This is a genomic window from Arthrobacter sp. EM1, from assembly GCF_029964055.1.
Classification (GTDB): domain Bacteria; phylum Actinomycetota; class Actinomycetes; order Actinomycetales; family Micrococcaceae; genus Arthrobacter.
Genome location: NZ_CP124836.1, coordinates 2812768 through 2830669 on the forward strand (window position 1 = coordinate 2812768; position 17902 = coordinate 2830669).

Genomic DNA, 17902 nt, shown 5'->3' on the forward strand with positions numbered 1-17902 from the left:
TACCCGCGGCGTGCGCCCCGTCCGGCGGTAGGTTGAGTGTCCGCCGGCCGGCCGCTTCTCCGGGGTATTACGCTGTTCGGATGACAAGGGACCTGACTGTACGGGCCGTTTCGCCGGCGGACGCTGGCGGTATTGCCCGCGTGCACCTCCAGGCCTGGCGCGAAAGCTACGCCCACCTCCTGCCGGCAGCTGCCCTGGCCGGACTGCAGCAGGGCCCGCGGGAGAGGAGCTGGCGTTCCATCATCGCCGCCGGCACCTCAAGTGTCTGGGTGGCCTGCGCCGGCGCCGAGATCGTCGGCTGGGCCAGCGCCGGGGCCGGACGCGATGAGGACGGACCCCGAGACCGGGAGCTGATGGGACTCTACGTACTCGCCAGCCAGTATGGCTCGGGGGCGGGCCAACTGCTGCTGGATTCAGCCGTGGCCGACAGCGGCGCCTATCTTTGGGTTGCCGAACAAAATCCCCGGGCGCTCGCCTTTTACCGCCGCAACGGCTTCTCCCCCGACGGCTCCGCAGCCGACCACGAACTGCTCGGCACCCCGGTCCGAATCCTGCGGATGGTCCGCTGATCCCCGGTCCCTGGCCGCGCGACGTTTCAGACGGTCGCGATCAATTCTGCTTCGAAGCCGTCCGAATTCACCAAATATGCGGCGTAGTGGTCCGGGCCGCCGGCGTGCGGGTACTTCTCGGGGAACAGTTCCCGCCAGCCATGCGCGACGGCGTCCACCGCCACGGCATCGACCTGACGCCGGGTACCCGCTCGAAAGGCAAGGTGGTTGAGTCCGGGCGCGGTGCGCTCGTAGGCGCGGCTGCTCAGCGCCGGAGACTCCTCGACGACGATGTACGTCGGACCCCGCCGCCAACTGCACCCGTGCGGCCAGTCCTGGTGGTCGCGATAGCCCAGCCGGGTCAGGAGCCAGCCCCATTCGGACTGCGCACGGCCAAGGTGCGGGACCCACAGTTCCACGTGGTCCAGGGCTCCAGGCGTTTCATCAGTCACCTGAAGAGTCTCGCACGCCTTGAGGCAGAACTTGCCGCCGCCGTGCTCCCGCGGCTTACGCCAGAATGCGCTGGAAGAGGAGGTGGTCCTGCCAGGCGCCGGCAATGTTGAGATAGTCCGGTGCCATGCCGATCTGCATAAACCCGGAGCGCTTAAGGACCTTCTGCGAGGCTGCGTTGTGCCGGAGGGTGGCCGCCTGCAGCCGGTGCAGGCCCAGTGCCTCCCGCGCTGACTCGACGGCGCAGGCGACCGCAGCCGAGCCGATCCCGCGCCCGCCGTAGCCTTCGTCCACCCAGTACCCGAGGTTGGCGCTGAGAAACGGGCCCCGGACGATGCCACTGAGAGTCATCAACCCCACAATCACGTCACCGTCGGTGAGAACCCAGGGAACAGCCGATCCCGCATCGAACAAGTCCAGCTTGGATTGAATGCTTGCCCGTTGACCGTGGACGGTGAAGAACTCCTCTGCCCGCAGCGGCTCCCAAGGCGCCAGGTGCTCGCGGTTCCGCCGGTATGCAGCGCTCAGGGCCGCCGCGTCGGATGCTCGCAGCACCCGGACCTGGACGCTGCCGGCCAGGGTCTGATCGTTGGCACGCAAAAGCTCAGGCCGCATCGTCGTCGTCCTCGCTGGAATCGGCGCCACGGACGCTGACGCTTGCAACGCCTTGCAGGTCCATAAGCGGCAGGACGAGGTTGCGCAGCGGATGGCGTCCGAAGAACCGCACGTCCATGGAGACCATTGGCTTCTGCTCATCCCCGCTGCGACGGGTGCGCTGGATCGAGGAACTGAACCCCAAGGTGGTGGCGATCTCGAGGATCTGCCGCAGAACGCCCTGGCCATCCGCATGGTCGATGTGCATCACGCGGTTCCTGTCCACGGAAGGGATCCTGCCGGCGCCACAGGCGCCCCGGGGTCCATCACAAACGCGAAACCGTAGGCGGACACCAGGGTGAACGCGCAGGAGCCGAGTCCCACCAGCACATGGGTCCGGTAGCCGGCGCTCTTCTGCCGGACCTGGCGCTCAATGCCGATCAGCGAACAGAGCACAAACGTCGCAAGCAGCAGGCCGGCTTCCACCAGGCTTGTTTCGGTGAAGAATGCAAACATGCGGCCCACCTTACTTGGCCCGTGAATCAATGGCCGGGCTGGCCGGGAGCACTGCTGCACGAACCCCCTCTTTCCTCGGACGCTTCCGCCACCATAGGATCGAAGAACCGCGCCGCTGTGGCAGCGTGCGGCCGGCCTCGGTCGCCGGCTGTCCGGACGTCACGGCCCGCTGGGGCGCAGACGCGGGCCGGGCCAGGGAGGACACTGTGGAGGACCCCTACCAGCTGGAACGTTTCGTCACAGCCCAGGATTCAGACGAAAGCTACCGGCGTGCCCTCGATGAGCTTCGCGGGGGATCTAAGCGCAGCCACTGGATGTGGTTTGTGTTCCCGCAGCTCGCCGGACTCGGGAGGAGCGCGACTGCACAGCGGTACGCGGTGACATCGCTGGATGAAGCGAAGGCCTATCTGCTGCATCCGGTCTTGGGTCCCCGGCTGGTCGAATGCACACAGGCGGTGGCCGGCCTGGCAGGGCGCTCCGCCGTGCAGATCTTCGGCGGGATCGATGAGCGGAAGCTGCGCTCCTCAATGACCCTGTTCCTGCGGGCGGACCCCCGTGCGGGCATCTTCCGGGAGGTGCTTGCCGCATACTTCGACGGGGTGCCCGATCCGGCCACCGACCAGATCCTCGGCCTCAAGCGTCGACCCGAAGCAGGACCTGGTTAGGCTTCCGGCGTTGCCAGCGCCGTGATCATCCGTTCCAAGCGGGCGACACCGGCGTAGCGGCCGGCGTTGTCAGTTACCAACAGGGGCTCGAACCGGCTGGAGGCGGACCGCGTCATGGACCGGGCCAGGGCCTCGCTCAGCGGGGTATCCAGGTTCACGCGCATGCCGGGGTTGACCACGCCCAGCCCCGCTGCGGCCGGGGTCAGCACAGAAACCGGCCGCAGGTGCTCACCGATCAAAACCACCGACTCAAGTCCGGGGTTTCCGGCGAAGGCCTCCGCGGCGAGCACGACAGTACTTGCCGTCGTCGCAGATTCTAGGACATCGCGAACGACTGCCTTGCCGGATGCCGCTGGCTTCGAAGCGAGCCGGTGGGCCAGATCCAGATCGATGCCGGCCCAGGCCGGTGCCGGCCTGGCCAGGTAATAGCCCTGAACCAGGGGCACACCAAGAGAGACCAGAGCGTCGAGTTCCTCCACCCGTTCAACACCCTCGGCCAGGATCCATGCGTCGACACGGCTGGCAAAGGTGCCCAGCATCTCGATCAGGGCTCGCTTTGCTTCATCGCGGTCGACGTCCTGGATGAGGTCACGGTCGATCTTGATCAGGGAGGGCCGCAGCGACAACAGGTGCCGCAGTCCCGCGTAGCCGGCACCGGCGTCGTCCACGGCGATCAGGGCGCCGGCGGCACGCAGCTGGTTCAGGTCAGGTTCCAGCCCCACGTAGGAATCGATGGGGGTCTGTTCGGTCAGTTCAACGATGAGTCCACCCAGATTTCCTTCCTCCCGCCAGATGCTCCGGATCTCCTCGGTGCCCAGCAGCTCGGGAGAAACGTTGAGAGTCAGGAAGCAGTTGGTCGGCAGCGTGGAACGAGCCGCGAGTGCTGTCCGCAGGGCGGCCGATTCGAGTTCTGCAGACTTCCCATGGTCGCGGGCAGCGGAAAACCACACTTCGGGATTTTGCTCGGTGAAGCCGGGAAACCGGGCGAGCGCTTCATAGCCCACCACCGAACCGCGGGCTGTGTCGACAATCGGCTGGAACGCCGCTGCGAGGCCGTCTCCACGGCAGGCGACCGCCAAGAGCTCCTCCCAGTGCGGTCCCGCGGGGGCGCGGGCAGCGGGAGACGGCCGGCCCGCCGCGGGGCTGCTCAACTAACCGGAACGATTGCGCGGTGGACCGACCGGACGACTTCGTCGGGCAGTTCCACCAAGCCATGCGCGGCCGCTGCGTGCGCGGCGACGGTGACCAGGATTTCGTCTTCCGTGCTGCATACCCATCGGGCTTCGCAACCAGGTACTACGTCTCCACAGGCAAAAGATTTCACGTAGGCTCCTTGATATTTGACGGCGATAATGAATATTTGGCGTCAAAACTGTTTGACGGCGAACGGCACTACAGTACTGCCCTGAGCGGCAATACACGGTGATATGCGCCTGGCGGCTGCCTTTTATCCTGGCTGCTGCTCCGGTGCAATTGCTGCTTGATGTTCAGCTTTTGGCCCCGGTGTCATCCTCGCCGATGATCTCCCGAACCCAATGGGCTCCCGGCGGGCCGCGCCGGACTGCTTACCGCCTTGGCCTACCGAAGAGCTATTCGTGGCCCGTCATCGCACGGATGGGACTGAATATTAACATTTGCGCTCCAGCGTCCCGTCCCTTCCCCGGAGCAGCCTCAGCACCGTCATTTCCAGCATTTTCAACGTCGGCTGCCCGACGGAATTTTCCGGGCCGCCGCGCAGCACCGTTTAGGACGAGGCACTCGCCGCCCACCGGATGTTGAACCAGTTGGACGCCGGGGTGCTCCCGGGCCCCGAAAAGGACTGTCCAGCCGGGGAACAAAATTGAGCTCATCGCGGTGCACCCCGGCATGGCCCAAGGGCCGACCGGGCAGCGTTGACACCGCCGGTCAACCGGACTATTCTACAACCAAATGGTTGTAGATAAGCTAAGGGATGCCGAATTTGACCGCCTGTTTCAGGCGCTTGCGGATGCTACCCGCCGCGATATCGTCACTCGGGTGACGGCTGGAGAGTCGTCCGTGTCGGGGCTGGCGGACCACTACGCCATGAGTTTTGCCGCCGTACAGAAACACGTGGCGGTCCTGGAGCGCGCTGACCTGGTGACGAAGGAAAAGCGCGGACGGGAGCAGATCGTGCGCGCACGCCACGATGCCCTGCAAAGGGCCCGGCGGCTGCTCGATGAATACGAGGTGATCTGGCGGGACCGGGCCACCAGGATCGCAGAAATTCTCACCGAGGGATAGGAAGAGTTCCGCCATGGCCGTTATCAGTTCACACCAGAATGCCGCAGCCCTCAGTTTCACCGTCATCGCCGAGTTCGACGCCGGCATCGAGCGCGTCTGGCAGCTCTGGGAGGACCCACGCCAGCTGGAGCGCTGGTGGGGCCCGCCCACGTGGCCTGCGACCTTCGAGAGCCACGACTTTGTGCCCGGCGGGAAGGCCAGTTACTACATGACCGGACCCGACGGCGAAAAAGCCCGCGGCTGGTGGCGGTTCACCGCCATCGAGGCTCCGCACCGCCTGGAGTTCGACGACGGTTTTGCTGATGACAACGGCGACCCGAACCCCGACCTGGGCACGAGCCATGCAGTGATGAGGCTGGCGGCAGTCGAAAACCGCACCCGGATGACAGTGGTGTCGACCTTTGACTCGGCCGCCGCACTGGAACAGGTCCTCGCCATGGGCATGGAAGAGGGCATGAAGCAGGCCCTCGGCCAGATCGACGGCATCCTCGCCGGCTCAGGCCCCGCCTGACCACCACCGTCCGCCCCGCAGCTCCGGAGCGGAACGAGGGGCCCCGGCAAAGAAAAAGTCTCCGGAACCTATTGGTTCCGGAGACTTTTTCAAGGGTGGCAGATGAGGGATTCGAACCCCCGTAGGCGTTGCCAGCTGATTTACAGTCAGCCCCCTTTGGCCGCTCGGGTAATCTGCCGAACTTCAAAAGAAGATCACTCCCGGCCGCTATCTACAAAACGCCTGTTTCCAGTCCGTTCCGCTTCCAGTAACCGCGGGCAAGACAACTTTACAGAACTTCCGCCGAAGAATCGAATCGGCGGTCTGCCACCTCAAAAAGCCTGGAAACTCAGGCCTCGCCTAGGATGCGGCCGGCGAGTTTCGCCTCGAACCTTGCGGCCTGTTCCTCGGTGACCTGGTTCAGCTGGATGGCCCGCGCCAAGTCCGCATGAACACCATCCAGCCTCGCCGAGGCATCGGCGGCGGGGCTGAAAATGATCGAAGCCGCCAGTGTTGCGGCAGCCACCGAGGTCGCGGCGGCGGCAATTCCGCCAACTGCCGCCGCGGTGGAGCTAATGACGTACCGGACGGCCTGGTTTTGCATAAGGTCTACCTTTCGGGGAACTCTTCCAACTCCCGCAACTCTGCGCGCCGAAACTTCGTTCCCGCCCTGACTCAGCTTTGAGCGGACTGTGAAAGCGGCGGATCGCGGCGCCTTCAGATCGGGGCATCCGTACTAGGCTGGATTACAGACCCCAGAGCCCCTCGACGGGCACCCCAACGATCAGGAGGACAGTCATGGCAGGCGAATCCACATTCGACGTCGTCAGCAAGGTAGACAAGCAGGAAGTCGCCAATGCGATGAACCAGGCGCAGAAGGAACTGGTCCAGCGCTACGACTTCAAGGGAGTCGGCGCCGAGGTTGATTTCAGCGGCGAGAAGATCCTGATGAAGGCCAACTCCGAAGAGCGTGTGCTGGCCGTCCTGGACGTGCTGCAGTCCAAGCTGATCCGACGCGGCATCTCCTTGAAGTCGCTGGACACGGGTGAGCCGTATCCCTCCGGCAAGGAGTTCCGGCTCGAGGCCACCATCAAGGAAGGCATCGAGCAGGATCTCGCCAAGAAGATCAACAAGCTGATCCGCGACGAGGGTCCCAAGTCCGTCAAGTCGCAGATCCAGGGCGACGAGCTGCGCGTGACTTCCAAGTCCCGCGACGACCTCCAGGAAACCATGAACCTGCTCAAGGGATTCGACGAGGCAGACCTGCAGTTTGTGAACTTCCGCAGCTAAGAGCCTGCCGCGGCACAAAGTTGCCGACGACGCGCGAAAGGGCTGTCGATGCCGTAATACCGGCATCGACGGCCCTTTCGCGCAGCACGGGCACTTCTCGGCGTCAGGGAGGGTCGCCGCCCGCCGGTGCCGGGCCAGCGCCTAGCCCGATTGCCGGCCGGCCATCCGCTCAAGCCGGCCGATCCTCTCGCTCATCGGCGGATGCGTCGAGAACATCTTCGCTACGCCGCCGGCGCGGAACGGATTCGCGATCATCAGGTGCGAGGCGTTAACCAGCCGCTGGTCCTGCGGCAGCGGCGCCAGTTGCACGCCCTGCTCAATCTTGCGCAGGGCGGAGGCGAGCGCCAGCGGATCACCCGTGAGCTTGGACCCGTCCTCGTCGGCGTCGAACTCCCGGGTCCGGGAAATGGCCATCTGGATCAGCGAGGCGGCAAAGGGTGCGAGCAGCGCCATCGCGATCGCGGCGATGGGGTTGGCATTGCGCCGGTCCCCGCCGCCGAACAACAGGAACATCTGGGCCACGGAGGTAATAACCCCGGCGACGGCCGCAGCCACGGACGAAGTCAGGATGTCCCGGTTATAAACGTGCATCAGCTCGTGGCCCAGCACACCGCGCAGTTCGCGGTCGTCCAGCAGCCGGAGGATGCCTTCCGTGCAGCACACCGCCGCGTTCTGCGGGTTCCGTCCGGTAGCGAAGGCATTTGGCGCCATTGTCGGCGAGAGGTAGATCCGCGGCATGGGCTGCTGTGCCGTGGCCGAGAGCTCTTGGACAATCCGGTGCAGTTGCGGCGCCTCGGCCTCCGTCACGGGATAGGCCTGCATGGACCGGATGGCGATTTTGTCACTGTTCCAGTATCCGTAGGCAGTGGTGCCAACGCCGATCAGGGCCATGATCCACAATGGCGCGGCGCTGCGCAGGCTGGCGGCCATCAGTGCGCCGATACCCAGCAATACCGCCCACAGCACGCCAAAAAGAGCGGCGGTCTTCAGTCCGTTGTGATGCTGGTGCAATGTTCCTCCCGCAAGTTGTCCTGCCCTGGACCCGGACCCGGACAACGTTTCGTTACGGCACCGGGTTCCGCGCGTCGTACCTCAGGAAGCCCGACTGCCAGCGCGCCACGGTCCAGGCCACCGCGATGCACAACAAGCCGCCCAGAAGCAGGACCCAGCCTTCACTAAGAATTTTAGTCCCGCCGCCCGCCAGCATGTCCCCCACCCTCGGACCGCCTGCCACCACCACTATGAACACTCCCTGCAAGCGACCGCGCAGGTGGTCCGGGGCCGAGGCCTGCAGGATGGTGGTGCGGAAGACGGCACTGACAGAGTCCGCGATGCCGGCCAGCCCGCAGCACAGGGCCGCCGGAAGCAGCCACCACGTTACGCCGCCGGCGCCGGAGTTCCCGGCAAGCACCACGACGAGGCCGAAACCGGCAATCGAGGCGCCCCAACCCATCACGGACCAGACGACGGCCGTTCCCTGCCGACGCACCGCCCCCAGCGGCCCGGAGAAGAGGCCGGCCAGGAACGCCCCAACCGCGGTGGAGGCAAGCAGGATGCCCACGGTGGTTTCGCCGCCGCCGATCATGACGGCGCCGATCGCGGGAAGAAGCGCCCGGGGCTGGGCAAGGATCATCGCGACGAGGTCAATCACAAAGGTCATCCGCAAGTTGGGGCGCGTGCCCAGGAACCGGAAGCCTTCGACGACGGAGCGCAGGCCCGCCGGCCGCGCATGCTCACCCGGCGGCATGGCGGGCAGACGCAGGAGGGCCCACAGGGCGAAGGCGAAGGTGGCGACGTCGACTGTATACGTCCAGGCGAAGCCGACGGAGGCCACGAGAAGCCCGGCCAGCAGGGGCCCGGCCGTTAGGGTGAGACCGAAACTGATCATGCTCAGCGCGTTCGCCGCCGGCAGGAGCTCCTTGCGGATCAACACCGGAATAATGGCGCTGCGAGCCGGCTGGTTGATGGCCTGGGCGCCGCTCTGCACAGCGACCAGAACGTACAGCAGCCAGATATTTCCCAGTTGCAGCCAGGCTTGCAGTGCAAGGCAGGCGGTGGTCAGCCACAGCACAGACGAAGCCAGCAGTGCTACCCTGCGTCGGTCGTGGGCGTCGGCGATCGAACCGCCCAGCAGGCCACCGATCACCAACGGGACCAGGGCGAAGATGCTCAGCAGTCCAACGTACAGGCTGTCCTGGGTGAGCCGGTAGACCTCCAGGCTCACGGCGACCAGGGTCAGTTGGCTGCCCAGCGCGGCGACGGCGGACCCGAGCCACAGGCGGCGGAACGCCGGACTCTCGCGCAAGGGCGTAATGTCCGCCAGATATTTCCCCACCCGGATACTCTAGCGGCGGCGGAAGGGCCGGCCGGTGTTCCGGACGTCCGGCGCGGTCTGGGGGTCGCCCTTGGGACGGGGTCGCTAAGGGGGTGCGTAGTTAGCCGAGCCTTATTGCGATCGAATCATAATAAGTGTTTGAATGGTGCCATGACGGTTTCGACAGGCAGCCAGGCAGCATGGGCTGCTGCCCTGCGCGCCCATGGCCGCCGCGTGACCAAACAGCGGCTGGCCGTCCTTACCGCCGTCGAGCATCTCCCGCATTCACCGGCCGAGCACATTCTGGCCGCCGCACGCCGGGAACTTCCCGAGTTGACCGCACAGTCCGTCTATGTTGTCCTCGGCGACCTGACCGAGTTGCAAATGCTGCGCCGCTTCGAGCCGCCGCACTCTCCCGCCCTGTACGAGACGAGGGTGGGCGATAACCACCACCATGCTGTCTGCATCGGTTGCGGCCGGGTGGAGGACGTCGATTGCGCCGTCGGCCATGCCCCGTGCCTGACACCCAACTGGGATACCAACGCCCGGCCGATGAGCATCCAGATCGCCGATGTGCTCTACCAGGGCGTCTGCCAGGACTGCCAGGAAACCCAACAACTTCCCGCCACCTCTGAAAACAAGTAATCCACCAAGGAGAATGATGACTGCGAACCTTTCCGCGCCCATCCCGCACACCGCGACCACTACCCAGACCGGAGCCCCCGTCGCCTCCGACGAGCACTCGCTGACCTCCGGTGCCGACGGTGCCACCGCGCTGCACGACCGTTACCTGGTCGAGAAGCTGGCACAGTTCAACCGCGAGCGGATTCCGGAGCGCATCGTCCACGCCAAGGGTGGCGGCGCCTTCGGCACCTTCACGGTGACCGGCGACGTTTCCCGGTACACCCGCGTAGCTGCGTTCCAGCCGGGCGCCCAGGTTGGCACGGCCATCCGCTTCTCCTCCGTCGCCGGCGAGCAGGGCTCCCCCGACACCTGGCGCGATGTCCGCGGTTTCGCGACCCGCTTCTACACCCCCGAGGGAAACCTGGACATCGTGGGCAACAACACCCCCGTGTTCTTTATCAAGGACGGCATTAAGTTCCCGGACTTCATTCACTCGCAGAAGCGCCTGCCGGGTTCCGGTCTGCGCGATGCCGACATGCAGTGGGACTTCTGGACGCTCTCCCCCGAGTCCGCCCACCAGGTCACCTACTTGATGGGTGACCGCGGACTGCCCCGCTCCTGGCGCGAGATGCACGGTTTCTCCTCCCACACCTACCTGTGGACGAACGCCGCGGGCGAACGCTTCTGGGTCAAATACCACTTCCGCTCCAACCAGGGCGAGCACAACATCACCAACGAACAGGCCGGGGAGCTTGCCGGCGCCGACGCCGACTACTACCGCCGCGACCTGTATGAGGCCATCAACGAGGGCAACTTCCCCAGCTGGGACCTGCACGTCCAGGTCATGCCTTACGAGGACGCCAAGACGTACCGCTTCAACCCGTTCGACCTGACCAAGGTCTGGCCGCACGCCGACTACCCGCTGGTCGAGGTCGGCCGTTTCGAGCTGAACCGCAACCCGGAGAACTTCTTCGCCGAGATCGAGCAGATCGCACTGTCTCCGGCGAACGTCGTCCCGGGCCACGACATCTCGCCGGACAAGATGCTCACGGCACGTGTGTTCTCCTACCCGGATGCGCACCGCTACCGCGTGGGCACCAACTTCAACGAACTGCCGGTCAACCGACCGGTCTCGCCGGTGAACAACTACTCGCAGGACGGCTCGCTGCGCCACGGCTACAAGCCGGCAACGGCCCCCGTCTACGCGCCGAACTCCTTCGGCGGTCCCGTGGCCGACCCGGCCCGCGCCGCTGAGGGTTCCTGGGAATTCGACGGCGCCCTGATCCGCACCGCAGCGACCCTGCACTCCGAGGACAGCGACTTCGGCCAGGCCGGCACGCTGTACCGCGACGTCTTCGATGAAGCAGCCAAGGCCCGCTTCCTGGACACCATCACCGGTGCCGTCGGCGGGGTGCAGAACGCTGCGATCAAGGAACGCGCCATCCAGTACTGGACCAACGTCGACGCCGGACTCGGCGCGAAGCTGCGCGCCAACCTGGGTGCCGGCGCTGCCAGCTCCGAGGCTGAGGCAGCCAACAAGATCTGATCCTCTTGTTGGCGGCTGCCGCGTAACGCCGAAGTCGCCGGAGCCGTGCCAGTTCGTCGGAGGTTTCCGGCGAACTCGCACGGTTCCGGCGACTTCGCTGTGTCGGGACCGGCCACTCCCTGATCAGGAGCGGGTGAGGGCAGCGTTCCTGTCGCCGGGGCCGTTAACCGAAGCCTTGGCCTCGGCGAATTTCTCGTTCAACCGGGAGTGCCGCTGGCCGTAGGAGAAGTAAATAATCACACCGATCACGAGCCAGCCGGCGAAGAAGATCCACGTCTCCACGGCCAGGTTGGTCATCAGATACAGGCACAGCACTGCAGAGACAATCGGCAGGACCTTCCCCAGCGGCACGCGGAACGCCGGTTTCAGGTCCGGCCGCTTCTTACGGAGCACCAGCACTCCGATGCTCACCGTCACAAATGCCGAGAGCGTGCCGATGTTGATCATTTCCTCCAGCAGGTCCACGTTGGTGAGTCCGGCGACGACGGCAACGGCGGCTCCGCAGATGATCTGCAGCCGGACCGGCGTCGCGCGGATGGTGCTGGTCTTGGACAGCGAGCGGGGAAGCAGGCCATCGCGGCTCATGGCCAGCACCACCCGGGAGAGGCCCATCAGCAGCACCATGATCACAGTTGTCAGGCCCACCAGGGAGCCGAAGGCGATGACCTTGGCCGCGTCGTTATTGCCAACAGCCTCGAACGCCGTGGTGAGGGTCGGGTTCTTGGCCTCGGCCAGTTCGGTGTACGAGACCATGCCGGTCAGCGCCAGTGAGACCAGGATGTACAGCACTGTGACGACGGCGAGGCCGCCGAAGATGCCGCGGGGCAGGGTCTTCTGCGGGTTCTTAACCTCCTCGGCCGAGGTGGCAACAACGTCAAAGCCGATGAAGGCGAAGAAGACCAGGGCGGCGCCGGCGAAGATGCCCAGCGTGCCGTACTGCGCCGGGGCAGCCCCAGTAAGGAAGCCGAAGAAGGACTGCTTCATGACGTCGGCGGCGCCGGTGCCCCCGGTGGGCTCGGACGCCGGAACGAAGGGCGCGTAGTTCTCGAACTTCACGTAGCTGAAGCCCACCACGATGACAAAGAGCACAACTGCGATCTTGATCAGGGTAAAGACGTTGCCGACGCGGGCGGACAGCTTCGTTCCCAGCACCAGCAGCACCGTAAACACGGCGACGATCAGGAAGGCGCCCCAGTACAGGTCCACGCCCGCCAGGGAGATCGACGGCGGGATGTCAGCGCCCATAAGCGCGAAGACCTTGCTGAGGTAGATGCCCCAGTACTTGGCGATCACCGCACCGGCGGTGAACAGTTCGAGGATGAGGTTCCAGCCGATGATCCACGCCAGCAACTCGCCCATGGTGGCGTAGGTGAAGACGTAGGCGGAGCCGGCGACCGGAATAGCCGTGGCGAACTCGGCGTAGCACATGATGGCCAGGGCACACGTGACGGCGGCAATGGCGAAGGACAGGGTCACGGCGGGGCCGGCGAAGTTTGCGGCCGCCTTGGCGCCCACCGAGAAGATACCGGCGCCGACAGCGACGGCGACACCCATAATCATCAGGTCCCAGGAGCTGAGCGAGCGCTTCAACTTGCGTCCGGGTTCCTCGGCGTCCGACATGGACTGCTCAATCGATTTGGTCCGGAATAGATTCATGGCAAAGTCCACATTCTTGGTAGCTGGGTGGAAACAACCTGTCCATAGTAGTGTCCATCCACTGGACGGCCATTTTCATCCCGCATAGTGAGACCAGAAAGCGGGCCGCGCAGGGTAGCTGCACGGCCCGCTCGCGGATCATCCGCCCGGTTCCAGGCCCGCCTAAACCGGCCAGTCCATCAGCTTTGACCGGATCAGGAACCGTTTGCCCTCAGGTGCTTCCACCGAGAAACCACTCCCCCGGCCGGGAACGACGTCCACGGTCAGGTGCGTGTGGCTCCAGTAGTTGAACTGTTCCTTCGACATCCAGAACTCAATGGGCTGCGGCTGCAGGCCATCCGAGATGTCGAACAGGCCAAGTTGCACGTCGGAGTCACCGGTGATGAATTCCCCTGCGGGGTAGCACATCGGGGAGGAGCCGTCACAGCAGCCGCCGGACTGATGGAACATCAGCGGCCCGTGTTGGAGCCACATCTTGCGCAGCAGCTCCACCGCGGCCGGAGTGAGCGCCACCCGGGAGAAGTCTTCCCCGGGAAGGGTCACTGCGGCGTCGAGTTTTGTCCCGGACATTAGCATTCTTCCTTCGTCAGTATTTGATGACCACACGGCCGTCGATCTTGGCGTGCTTCATTTCGTCGAGGACGGCATTCACTTCCGAGAGTTCCCGGGTGGAGACCGTGGGCCGGATCTTGCCCTGGGCGTAGAAGTCCAGCGCCTCCTCCAGGTCCTGCCGGGTACCCACAATGGAGCCGCGGACGGTCAGGCCCTTGAGCACAATCTCAAAGATCGGCGCCGGGAAGTCGCCCGGCGGCAGGCCGTTGAACACAATCGTCCCGCCGCGCCGGGCCATGCCGATCGCCTGGCCGAATGCCGACGGGTGCACCGCTGTGACCAGGACTCCATGGCAACCTCCTGTTTCGCGCTGGATAACTTCGGCCGGATCCTCGTGCAGGGCATTGACGGTCAGTTCGGCCCCGTGCTTCTTGGCGAGGGCGAGCTTGTCGTCGGCAATGTCAACCGCGGCGACACGCAGGCCCATCGCCACCGCATATTGGACGGCGATGTGGCCGAGTCCGCCGATGCCCGAGATCGTGACCCACTGGCCCGGCCTGGCCTCGGTCATCTTCAGGCCCTTGTACACCGTCACGCCGGCGCACAGCACGGGAGCCACCTCCACGGGGTCCGAGCCGGCCGGGATCCTGGCGGCGAAGCGGGTGTCCACCAGCATGTACTCGCCAAATGAACCATCCACGCTGTAGCCGGCGTTCTGCTGCGCTTCACACAGGGTCTCCCAACCGGTCCGGCAGTACTGGCAGTCGCCGCAGGCGGACCAAAGCCAGGCATTGCCGACGAGGTCGCCGACGGCCAGGTCCGTCACGCCGGCGCCGAGGGCAACGACTTCACCGACGCCTTCATGTCCGGGGATAAACGGCGGGCTCGGCTTCACCGGCCAATCGCCTTCCGCGGCGTGCAGGTCCGTGTGGCAGACTCCGGTGGTCAGGAGCTTTACCAGCGCTTCACCCCGGCCCGGCACGGGGACGGGCAGGGTCTGGATCTGCAGGTCCTTGCCGAATTCGGTCACTACTGCGGCCTGCATTGTCGTCGTCGTCGTTGTCGTCGTCATAGCGAAATCCTTGCGTCATAAAGCGTGTGTGTAACCAAAGGCATGTGCAGTGGGCCGGCATCCTTCCGCTGAGGTGCACAACTGGTGCGGTCGGGGCGGATCCATCCTGATCCGCCCCGACCGGGTTTGGTGCGGCTTAGAAGAAGCCGAGCTTGTTCTCGTTGTAGCTGACCAGGAGGTTCTTGGTCTGCTGGTAGTGGTCCAGCATCATCGAGTGGTTTTCGCGGCCGATGCCGGATGACTTGTAGCCGCCGAACGCAGCACCCGCCGGGTAGGCGTGGTAGTTGTTTACCCACACCCGGCCGGCCTGGATCTCACGCCCGGCGCGGTAGGCTACGTTGCCGTTGCGGGACCAGACGCCGGCGCCGAGGCCGTAGAGGGTGTCGTTGGCGATGCCCATGGCGTCGTTGTAGTCGCTGAAGCGGGTCACGGAGACCACAGGGCCAAAGATTTCCTCCTGGAAGATCCGCATCTTGTTGTGACCTTCGAAAATGGTCGGCTGGACGTAGTAGCCGCCGGCCAGGTCGCCGGGCATTTCGGCCCGGGCACCGCCGGTGAGGATCTTGGCACCCTCCTGCTTTCCGATGTCGATGTAGGAGAGGATCTTTTCCAGCTGGTCGTTGGACGCCTGGGCGCCGAGCTGGGTTTCGGTGTCCAGCGGGTTGCCTTGGATGATCTTCTCGACCCGGGCCACGGCGTCGGCCATAAAGGAATCGTAGATGTCCTCCTGGACCAGGGCGCGGGAGGGGCAGGTGCAGACTTCGCCTTGGTTGAAGGCAAAGAGAGTAAAGCCTTCCTGGGCCTTGTCGTAGAACGCGTCGTTGGTGTCGGCCACGTCGTTGAAGAAGATGTTGGGGCTCTTGCCGCCCAGTTCCAGCGTGACCGGGATGAGGTTCTGGCTGGCGTACTGGCTGATCAGCCGGCCGGTGGAGGTTTCGCCGGTGAAGGCGATCTTGCGAATCCGCGGGCTGGAGGCCAGCGGCTTGCCGGCCTCGACGCCAAAACCGTTGACCACGTTCAGGACGCCGGCCGGGAGCAGGTCGCCGATGAGTTCCATCAAGACCAGGATCGAGGACGGTGTCTGCTCGGCCGGCTTCAGGACCACTGCGTTGCCTGCGGCGAGGGCCGGGGCGAGTTTCCAGACGGCCATCAGGATCGGGAAGTTCCAGGGGATGATCTGGCCGACGACGCCGAGGGGCTCGTGGAAGTGGTACGCGGTGGTGTCCTCGTCGAGCTGGGACAGCCGGCCTTCCTGGGCCCGGACGGCGGAGGCGAAGTAGCGGAAGTGGTCGGCGGCGAGCGGGATGTCCGCGTTGAGGGTTTCGCGGATCGGTTTGCCATTGTCCCAGGATTCGGCGACGGCGAGCATCTCGAGGTTCTCATCGATGCGGTCGGCGATCTTGTTCAGGATGGCGGCCCGCTCGGCCACGGAGGTTTTGCCCCAGGACGGGGCAATCTTGTGTGCGGCGTCCAAGGCAAGCTCGATGTCCTCAGCGGTGCCGCGGGCAACCTCACAGAACGCCTTCCCGGTGACGGGGGTGATGTTCTCGAAGTACTGGCCTTTGACCGGGGCAACCCACTCGCCGCCGATCCAGTTCTCGTAGCGGTCCTTGAAAGTAACCTTCGAGCCCTCGGTACCGGGCTGTGCGTAAACAGTCATTGCTAGCTCCTTTGCTGTGCAAGATTGATGGCGGCCAGTTGCCGGCGCCACCGTTGCACTCAGCCTAGGAGCCAGGAGGTTGCAGTCAGGTTGCAGTGGGCGTGACCCGGGTCACGCTGCTCCGAAAGCGCACTTCAGGCGGTAAGTTCCGCCTCGAGCCGTTCCAGGTCAGCGACGATCGCGGCCCGTTTGGGCGAGCGCGGCGGCAGCAGCTTCAACGCCGCGATCCGGACCTCGACGTCGTCCCTGGCCTCGGGAAGCTCGGCGTAGCGCAGCAGCGACTCGGCGCTGCCATCCGTGAGGACCGCTTCGCGGAGCAGTGAACCGACCCGGTTCCGCAGCTCGGCGATGCCGGGGGCCTCGGAGCGCGGCAGGACGGCGCCGCGGTAGATCTCCAAGGCGATCCGGTGGGCGCCGCGCTGCAGGCAATTGAGGACCTGGACTGAGTCCGGCACCAGATCCAGCGGCAGCCGGTAGGGGCGCGACTCGGGAACGGCGTCCGGATTGAGCTGCTGGAGGACCTTTCGCAGGCGGACCATCTCGGCCCGCAGAGTCATGGTGGAGGCGTTTCCGGGGTACAGCAGTGCGCAGAGCTCCTCGGCGTTCAGGCCGTCCGGGTGGGTGCTGAGCAGCGCCAGGATTTCACTATGCCGGGCCGACAGCGCCACGGTGCGGCCGTCGATACTAAGCAGCGCCTGGTCCCTGCCGAGCAGCTGGAGGCTGTTGCGGTAGAGGCTGCCGGAGGCCACGGCCGGCCCCCCGCCCGAAGCGGCGGAAGCGGCGCCCCGCCGTCGTGCCGGCGAGGACTGGCGCGCAGCGGCCAGCTGCAGCCGTTCCACCCGCAGGTGCGCCTGGGCAGCGGCGACCGTCGCTTCGACCAGCGACAGTGTGTGCGGGGCGACGGCAGATTCCGTCCCGGTAATGTCGACGACACCCAGCAGGGCCCCGGAATCCGGATCATGGAAGGGAACTGCCGTGCAGCTCCACGGGTGCACGGAGCGTTTGTAGTGTTCGGCGCCCGCGATCTGGATGCCGCGGCCCAGGGCCAGGGCAGTGCCGGGGGCGCTGGTTCCCACCGTCGCCTCGGACCAGTCGGCCCCGGGTACGAACATCATGCCTTCGGCCCGGCGCCGCATCTCGGCATCGCCTTCGACCCAGAGCAGACGGCCCACTTCGTCCCCCACGGCGACAAGCATTCCACTCTCGTGGCTGGGCAGAACCAGGAGTTTGTGGATCACGGGCATAATGGCGGCGAGCGGATGCTGGCGGCGGTACTCTTCGAGTTCCTCTAGGTCCATGGCCAAGGGGGCCTCGGGGTTGTCCGGGTTCGCCTGCAGCTCCGCTGAGCGGCGCCAAGATTCCTGGATCAGGCTGCTGAGACCCGGGAGCTGCAGGTCCGCCGGCAGCACACGTCCCCGGGAGTCCAGTTGCTCATGGCCGGCGCTTGCATATTGCTGGCGCAACGCAGCGGGCAACCTACCCGCTGGCGGGAACGGAGCCGCCGGATGGATCACTTTCGTCATTGAACTCCCACTGGAGAGGCGCGACCACGCCGAAGGCAGCCACGTCCAGCTCAGTGTAGTGCGCGTTGTCAGTGCCCGCCATAGCTCGCCGGTCCCGGGCACTGTCGGAGCGTGGCCGGTGCCAACTGCGTGGACCAGGC

The 17902-nt window shown here is 65.4% G+C and carries 21 protein-coding genes and 1 tRNA gene; 7 read left to right on the forward strand and 15 right to left on the reverse strand.

Features of this window, described 5'->3' with window-relative positions; translation table 11 throughout:
• Nucleotides 1-80: 80 nt before the first annotated feature.
• Nucleotides 81-569: a GNAT family N-acetyltransferase gene (locus QI450_RS12995; protein ID WP_226773962.1), complete on the forward strand. Its 489-nt coding sequence runs from the start codon at nucleotides 81-83 to the stop codon at nucleotides 567-569.
• Nucleotides 570-595: 26 nt separating this feature from the next.
• Here the strand turns inward: QI450_RS12995 and QI450_RS13000 are convergent, their stop codons facing one another.
• The 4 genes from QI450_RS13000 to QI450_RS18130 are packed head-to-tail and all read right to left on the reverse strand — an operon-like array spanning nucleotide 596 to nucleotide 2108.
• A complete protein-coding gene (locus tag QI450_RS13000) occupies nucleotides 596-1000 on the reverse strand; it encodes a VOC family protein (RefSeq protein WP_226773963.1) in 405 nt (134 codons plus the stop codon).
• Nucleotides 1001-1055: 55 nt separating this feature from the next.
• Entirely contained in the window at nucleotides 1056-1613 is a 558-nt protein-coding gene (locus tag QI450_RS13005) for a GNAT family N-acetyltransferase (RefSeq protein ID WP_226773964.1), read from the reverse strand.
• Nucleotides 1603-1878 carry a hypothetical protein gene (locus QI450_RS18125; RefSeq protein WP_309485678.1) on the reverse strand — a complete coding sequence of 92 codons (276 nt, stop codon included), beginning with the start codon at nucleotides 1876-1878 and terminating at the stop codon, nucleotides 1603-1605. The genes QI450_RS13005 and QI450_RS18125 overlap by 11 nt, the downstream gene beginning before the upstream one ends.
• Nucleotides 1860-2108 (reverse strand): MgtC/SapB family protein, encoded by a 249-nt coding sequence (locus QI450_RS18130; RefSeq protein WP_309485679.1) that lies wholly within the window; start codon nucleotides 2106-2108, stop codon nucleotides 1860-1862. The genes QI450_RS18125 and QI450_RS18130 overlap by 19 nt, the downstream gene beginning before the upstream one ends.
• Before the next feature lie 206 nt (nucleotides 2109-2314).
• Between QI450_RS18130 and QI450_RS13015 the strand changes: the two genes are divergently transcribed.
• A complete protein-coding gene (locus QI450_RS13015) occupies nucleotides 2315-2773 on the forward strand; it encodes a DUF1810 domain-containing protein (protein ID WP_226773965.1) in 459 nt (152 codons plus the stop codon).
• Here QI450_RS13015 and QI450_RS13020 read toward each other — a convergent pair.
• Nucleotides 2770-3924, reverse strand: a complete 1155-nt coding sequence (locus QI450_RS13020) for an EAL domain-containing protein (protein ID WP_226773966.1) — start codon at nucleotides 3922-3924, stop codon at nucleotides 2770-2772. The genes QI450_RS13015 and QI450_RS13020 overlap by 4 nt on opposite strands.
• On the reverse strand, nucleotides 3921-4097 hold the full coding sequence (locus QI450_RS13025; RefSeq protein WP_226773967.1) for a DUF1059 domain-containing protein: 177 nt from the start codon (nucleotides 4095-4097) through the stop codon (nucleotides 3921-3923). Before QI450_RS13025 ends, QI450_RS13020 begins: the two co-directional genes overlap by 4 nt.
• A gap of 605 nt (nucleotides 4098-4702) precedes the next feature.
• Between QI450_RS13025 and QI450_RS13030 the strand changes: the two genes are divergently transcribed.
• Both QI450_RS13030 and QI450_RS13035 read left to right on the forward strand, forming a co-directional pair.
• Nucleotides 4703-5035 (forward strand): metalloregulator ArsR/SmtB family transcription factor, encoded by a 333-nt coding sequence (locus QI450_RS13030; RefSeq protein ID WP_226773968.1) that lies wholly within the window; start codon nucleotides 4703-4705, stop codon nucleotides 5033-5035.
• A gap of 13 nt (nucleotides 5036-5048) precedes the next feature.
• A complete protein-coding gene (locus QI450_RS13035) occupies nucleotides 5049-5546 on the forward strand; it encodes an SRPBCC domain-containing protein (protein ID WP_226773969.1) in 498 nt (165 codons plus the stop codon).
• A gap of 96 nt (nucleotides 5547-5642) precedes the next feature.
• Here the strand turns inward: QI450_RS13035 and QI450_RS13040 are convergent.
• Nucleotides 5643-5724 (reverse strand) — tRNA-Tyr (locus QI450_RS13040).
• A gap of 150 nt (nucleotides 5725-5874) precedes the next feature.
• Nucleotides 5875-6129: a hypothetical protein gene (locus QI450_RS13045; RefSeq protein WP_226773970.1), complete on the reverse strand. Its 255-nt coding sequence runs from the start codon at nucleotides 6127-6129 to the stop codon at nucleotides 5875-5877.
• A 194-nt stretch (nucleotides 6130-6323) separates the two neighbouring features.
• On the opposite strand from QI450_RS13045, the gene QI450_RS13050 reads away from it, so the two are divergent.
• Nucleotides 6324-6815, forward strand: a complete 492-nt coding sequence (locus tag QI450_RS13050; RefSeq protein WP_226773971.1) for a YajQ family cyclic di-GMP-binding protein — start codon at nucleotides 6324-6326, stop codon at nucleotides 6813-6815.
• Nucleotides 6816-6956: 141 nt separating this feature from the next.
• Here QI450_RS13050 and htpX read toward each other — a convergent pair whose 3' ends face one another.
• Nucleotides 6957-7826 carry a zinc metalloprotease HtpX gene (gene htpX, locus QI450_RS13055; protein ID WP_226773972.1) on the reverse strand — a complete coding sequence of 290 codons (870 nt, stop codon included), beginning with the start codon at nucleotides 7824-7826 and terminating at the stop codon, nucleotides 6957-6959.
• 52 nt (nucleotides 7827-7878) lie between these two features.
• Nucleotides 7879-9150: an MFS transporter gene (locus QI450_RS13060; RefSeq protein ID WP_282468025.1), complete on the reverse strand. Its 1272-nt coding sequence runs from the start codon at nucleotides 9148-9150 to the stop codon at nucleotides 7879-7881.
• Nucleotides 9151-9300: 150 nt separating this feature from the next.
• On the opposite strand from QI450_RS13060, the gene QI450_RS13065 reads away from it, so the two are divergent.
• Nucleotides 9301-9774, forward strand: coding sequence for a transcriptional repressor (locus QI450_RS13065; protein ID WP_226774180.1), 474 nt, complete (start codon nucleotides 9301-9303; stop codon nucleotides 9772-9774).
• Nucleotides 9775-9790: 16 nt separating this feature from the next.
• The gene (locus QI450_RS13070; RefSeq protein ID WP_226774179.1) at nucleotides 9791-11299 is read left to right on the forward strand and encodes a catalase; all 1509 of its coding nucleotides are present in this window, start codon (nucleotides 9791-9793) and stop codon (nucleotides 11297-11299) included.
• A gap of 123 nt (nucleotides 11300-11422) precedes the next feature.
• On the opposite strand, the gene QI450_RS13075 is transcribed toward QI450_RS13070, so the two are convergent.
• From QI450_RS13075 to QI450_RS13095, 5 genes are all read right to left on the reverse strand, one after another.
• Nucleotides 11423-12955: an amino acid permease gene (locus tag QI450_RS13075; RefSeq protein ID WP_226774178.1), complete on the reverse strand. Its 1533-nt coding sequence runs from the start codon at nucleotides 12953-12955 to the stop codon at nucleotides 11423-11425.
• Between the two features lie 162 nt (nucleotides 12956-13117).
• Entirely contained in the window at nucleotides 13118-13525 is a 408-nt protein-coding gene (locus QI450_RS13080; RefSeq protein WP_226774177.1) for a DUF779 domain-containing protein, read from the reverse strand.
• A 16-nt stretch (nucleotides 13526-13541) separates the two neighbouring features.
• The gene (adhP, locus tag QI450_RS13085) at nucleotides 13542-14552 is read right to left on the reverse strand and encodes an alcohol dehydrogenase AdhP (RefSeq protein ID WP_226774182.1); all 1011 of its coding nucleotides are present in this window, start codon (nucleotides 14550-14552) and stop codon (nucleotides 13542-13544) included.
• A gap of 163 nt (nucleotides 14553-14715) precedes the next feature.
• Nucleotides 14716-16239 carry an aldehyde dehydrogenase family protein gene (locus QI450_RS13090; protein ID WP_226774176.1) on the reverse strand — a complete coding sequence of 508 codons (1524 nt, stop codon included), beginning with the start codon at nucleotides 16237-16239 and terminating at the stop codon, nucleotides 14716-14718.
• 134 nt (nucleotides 16240-16373) lie between these two features.
• Nucleotides 16374-17762 (reverse strand): helix-turn-helix domain-containing protein, encoded by a 1389-nt coding sequence (locus tag QI450_RS13095; protein ID WP_226774175.1) that lies wholly within the window; start codon nucleotides 17760-17762, stop codon nucleotides 16374-16376.
• Between the last annotated feature and the right edge of the window lie 140 nt (nucleotides 17763-17902).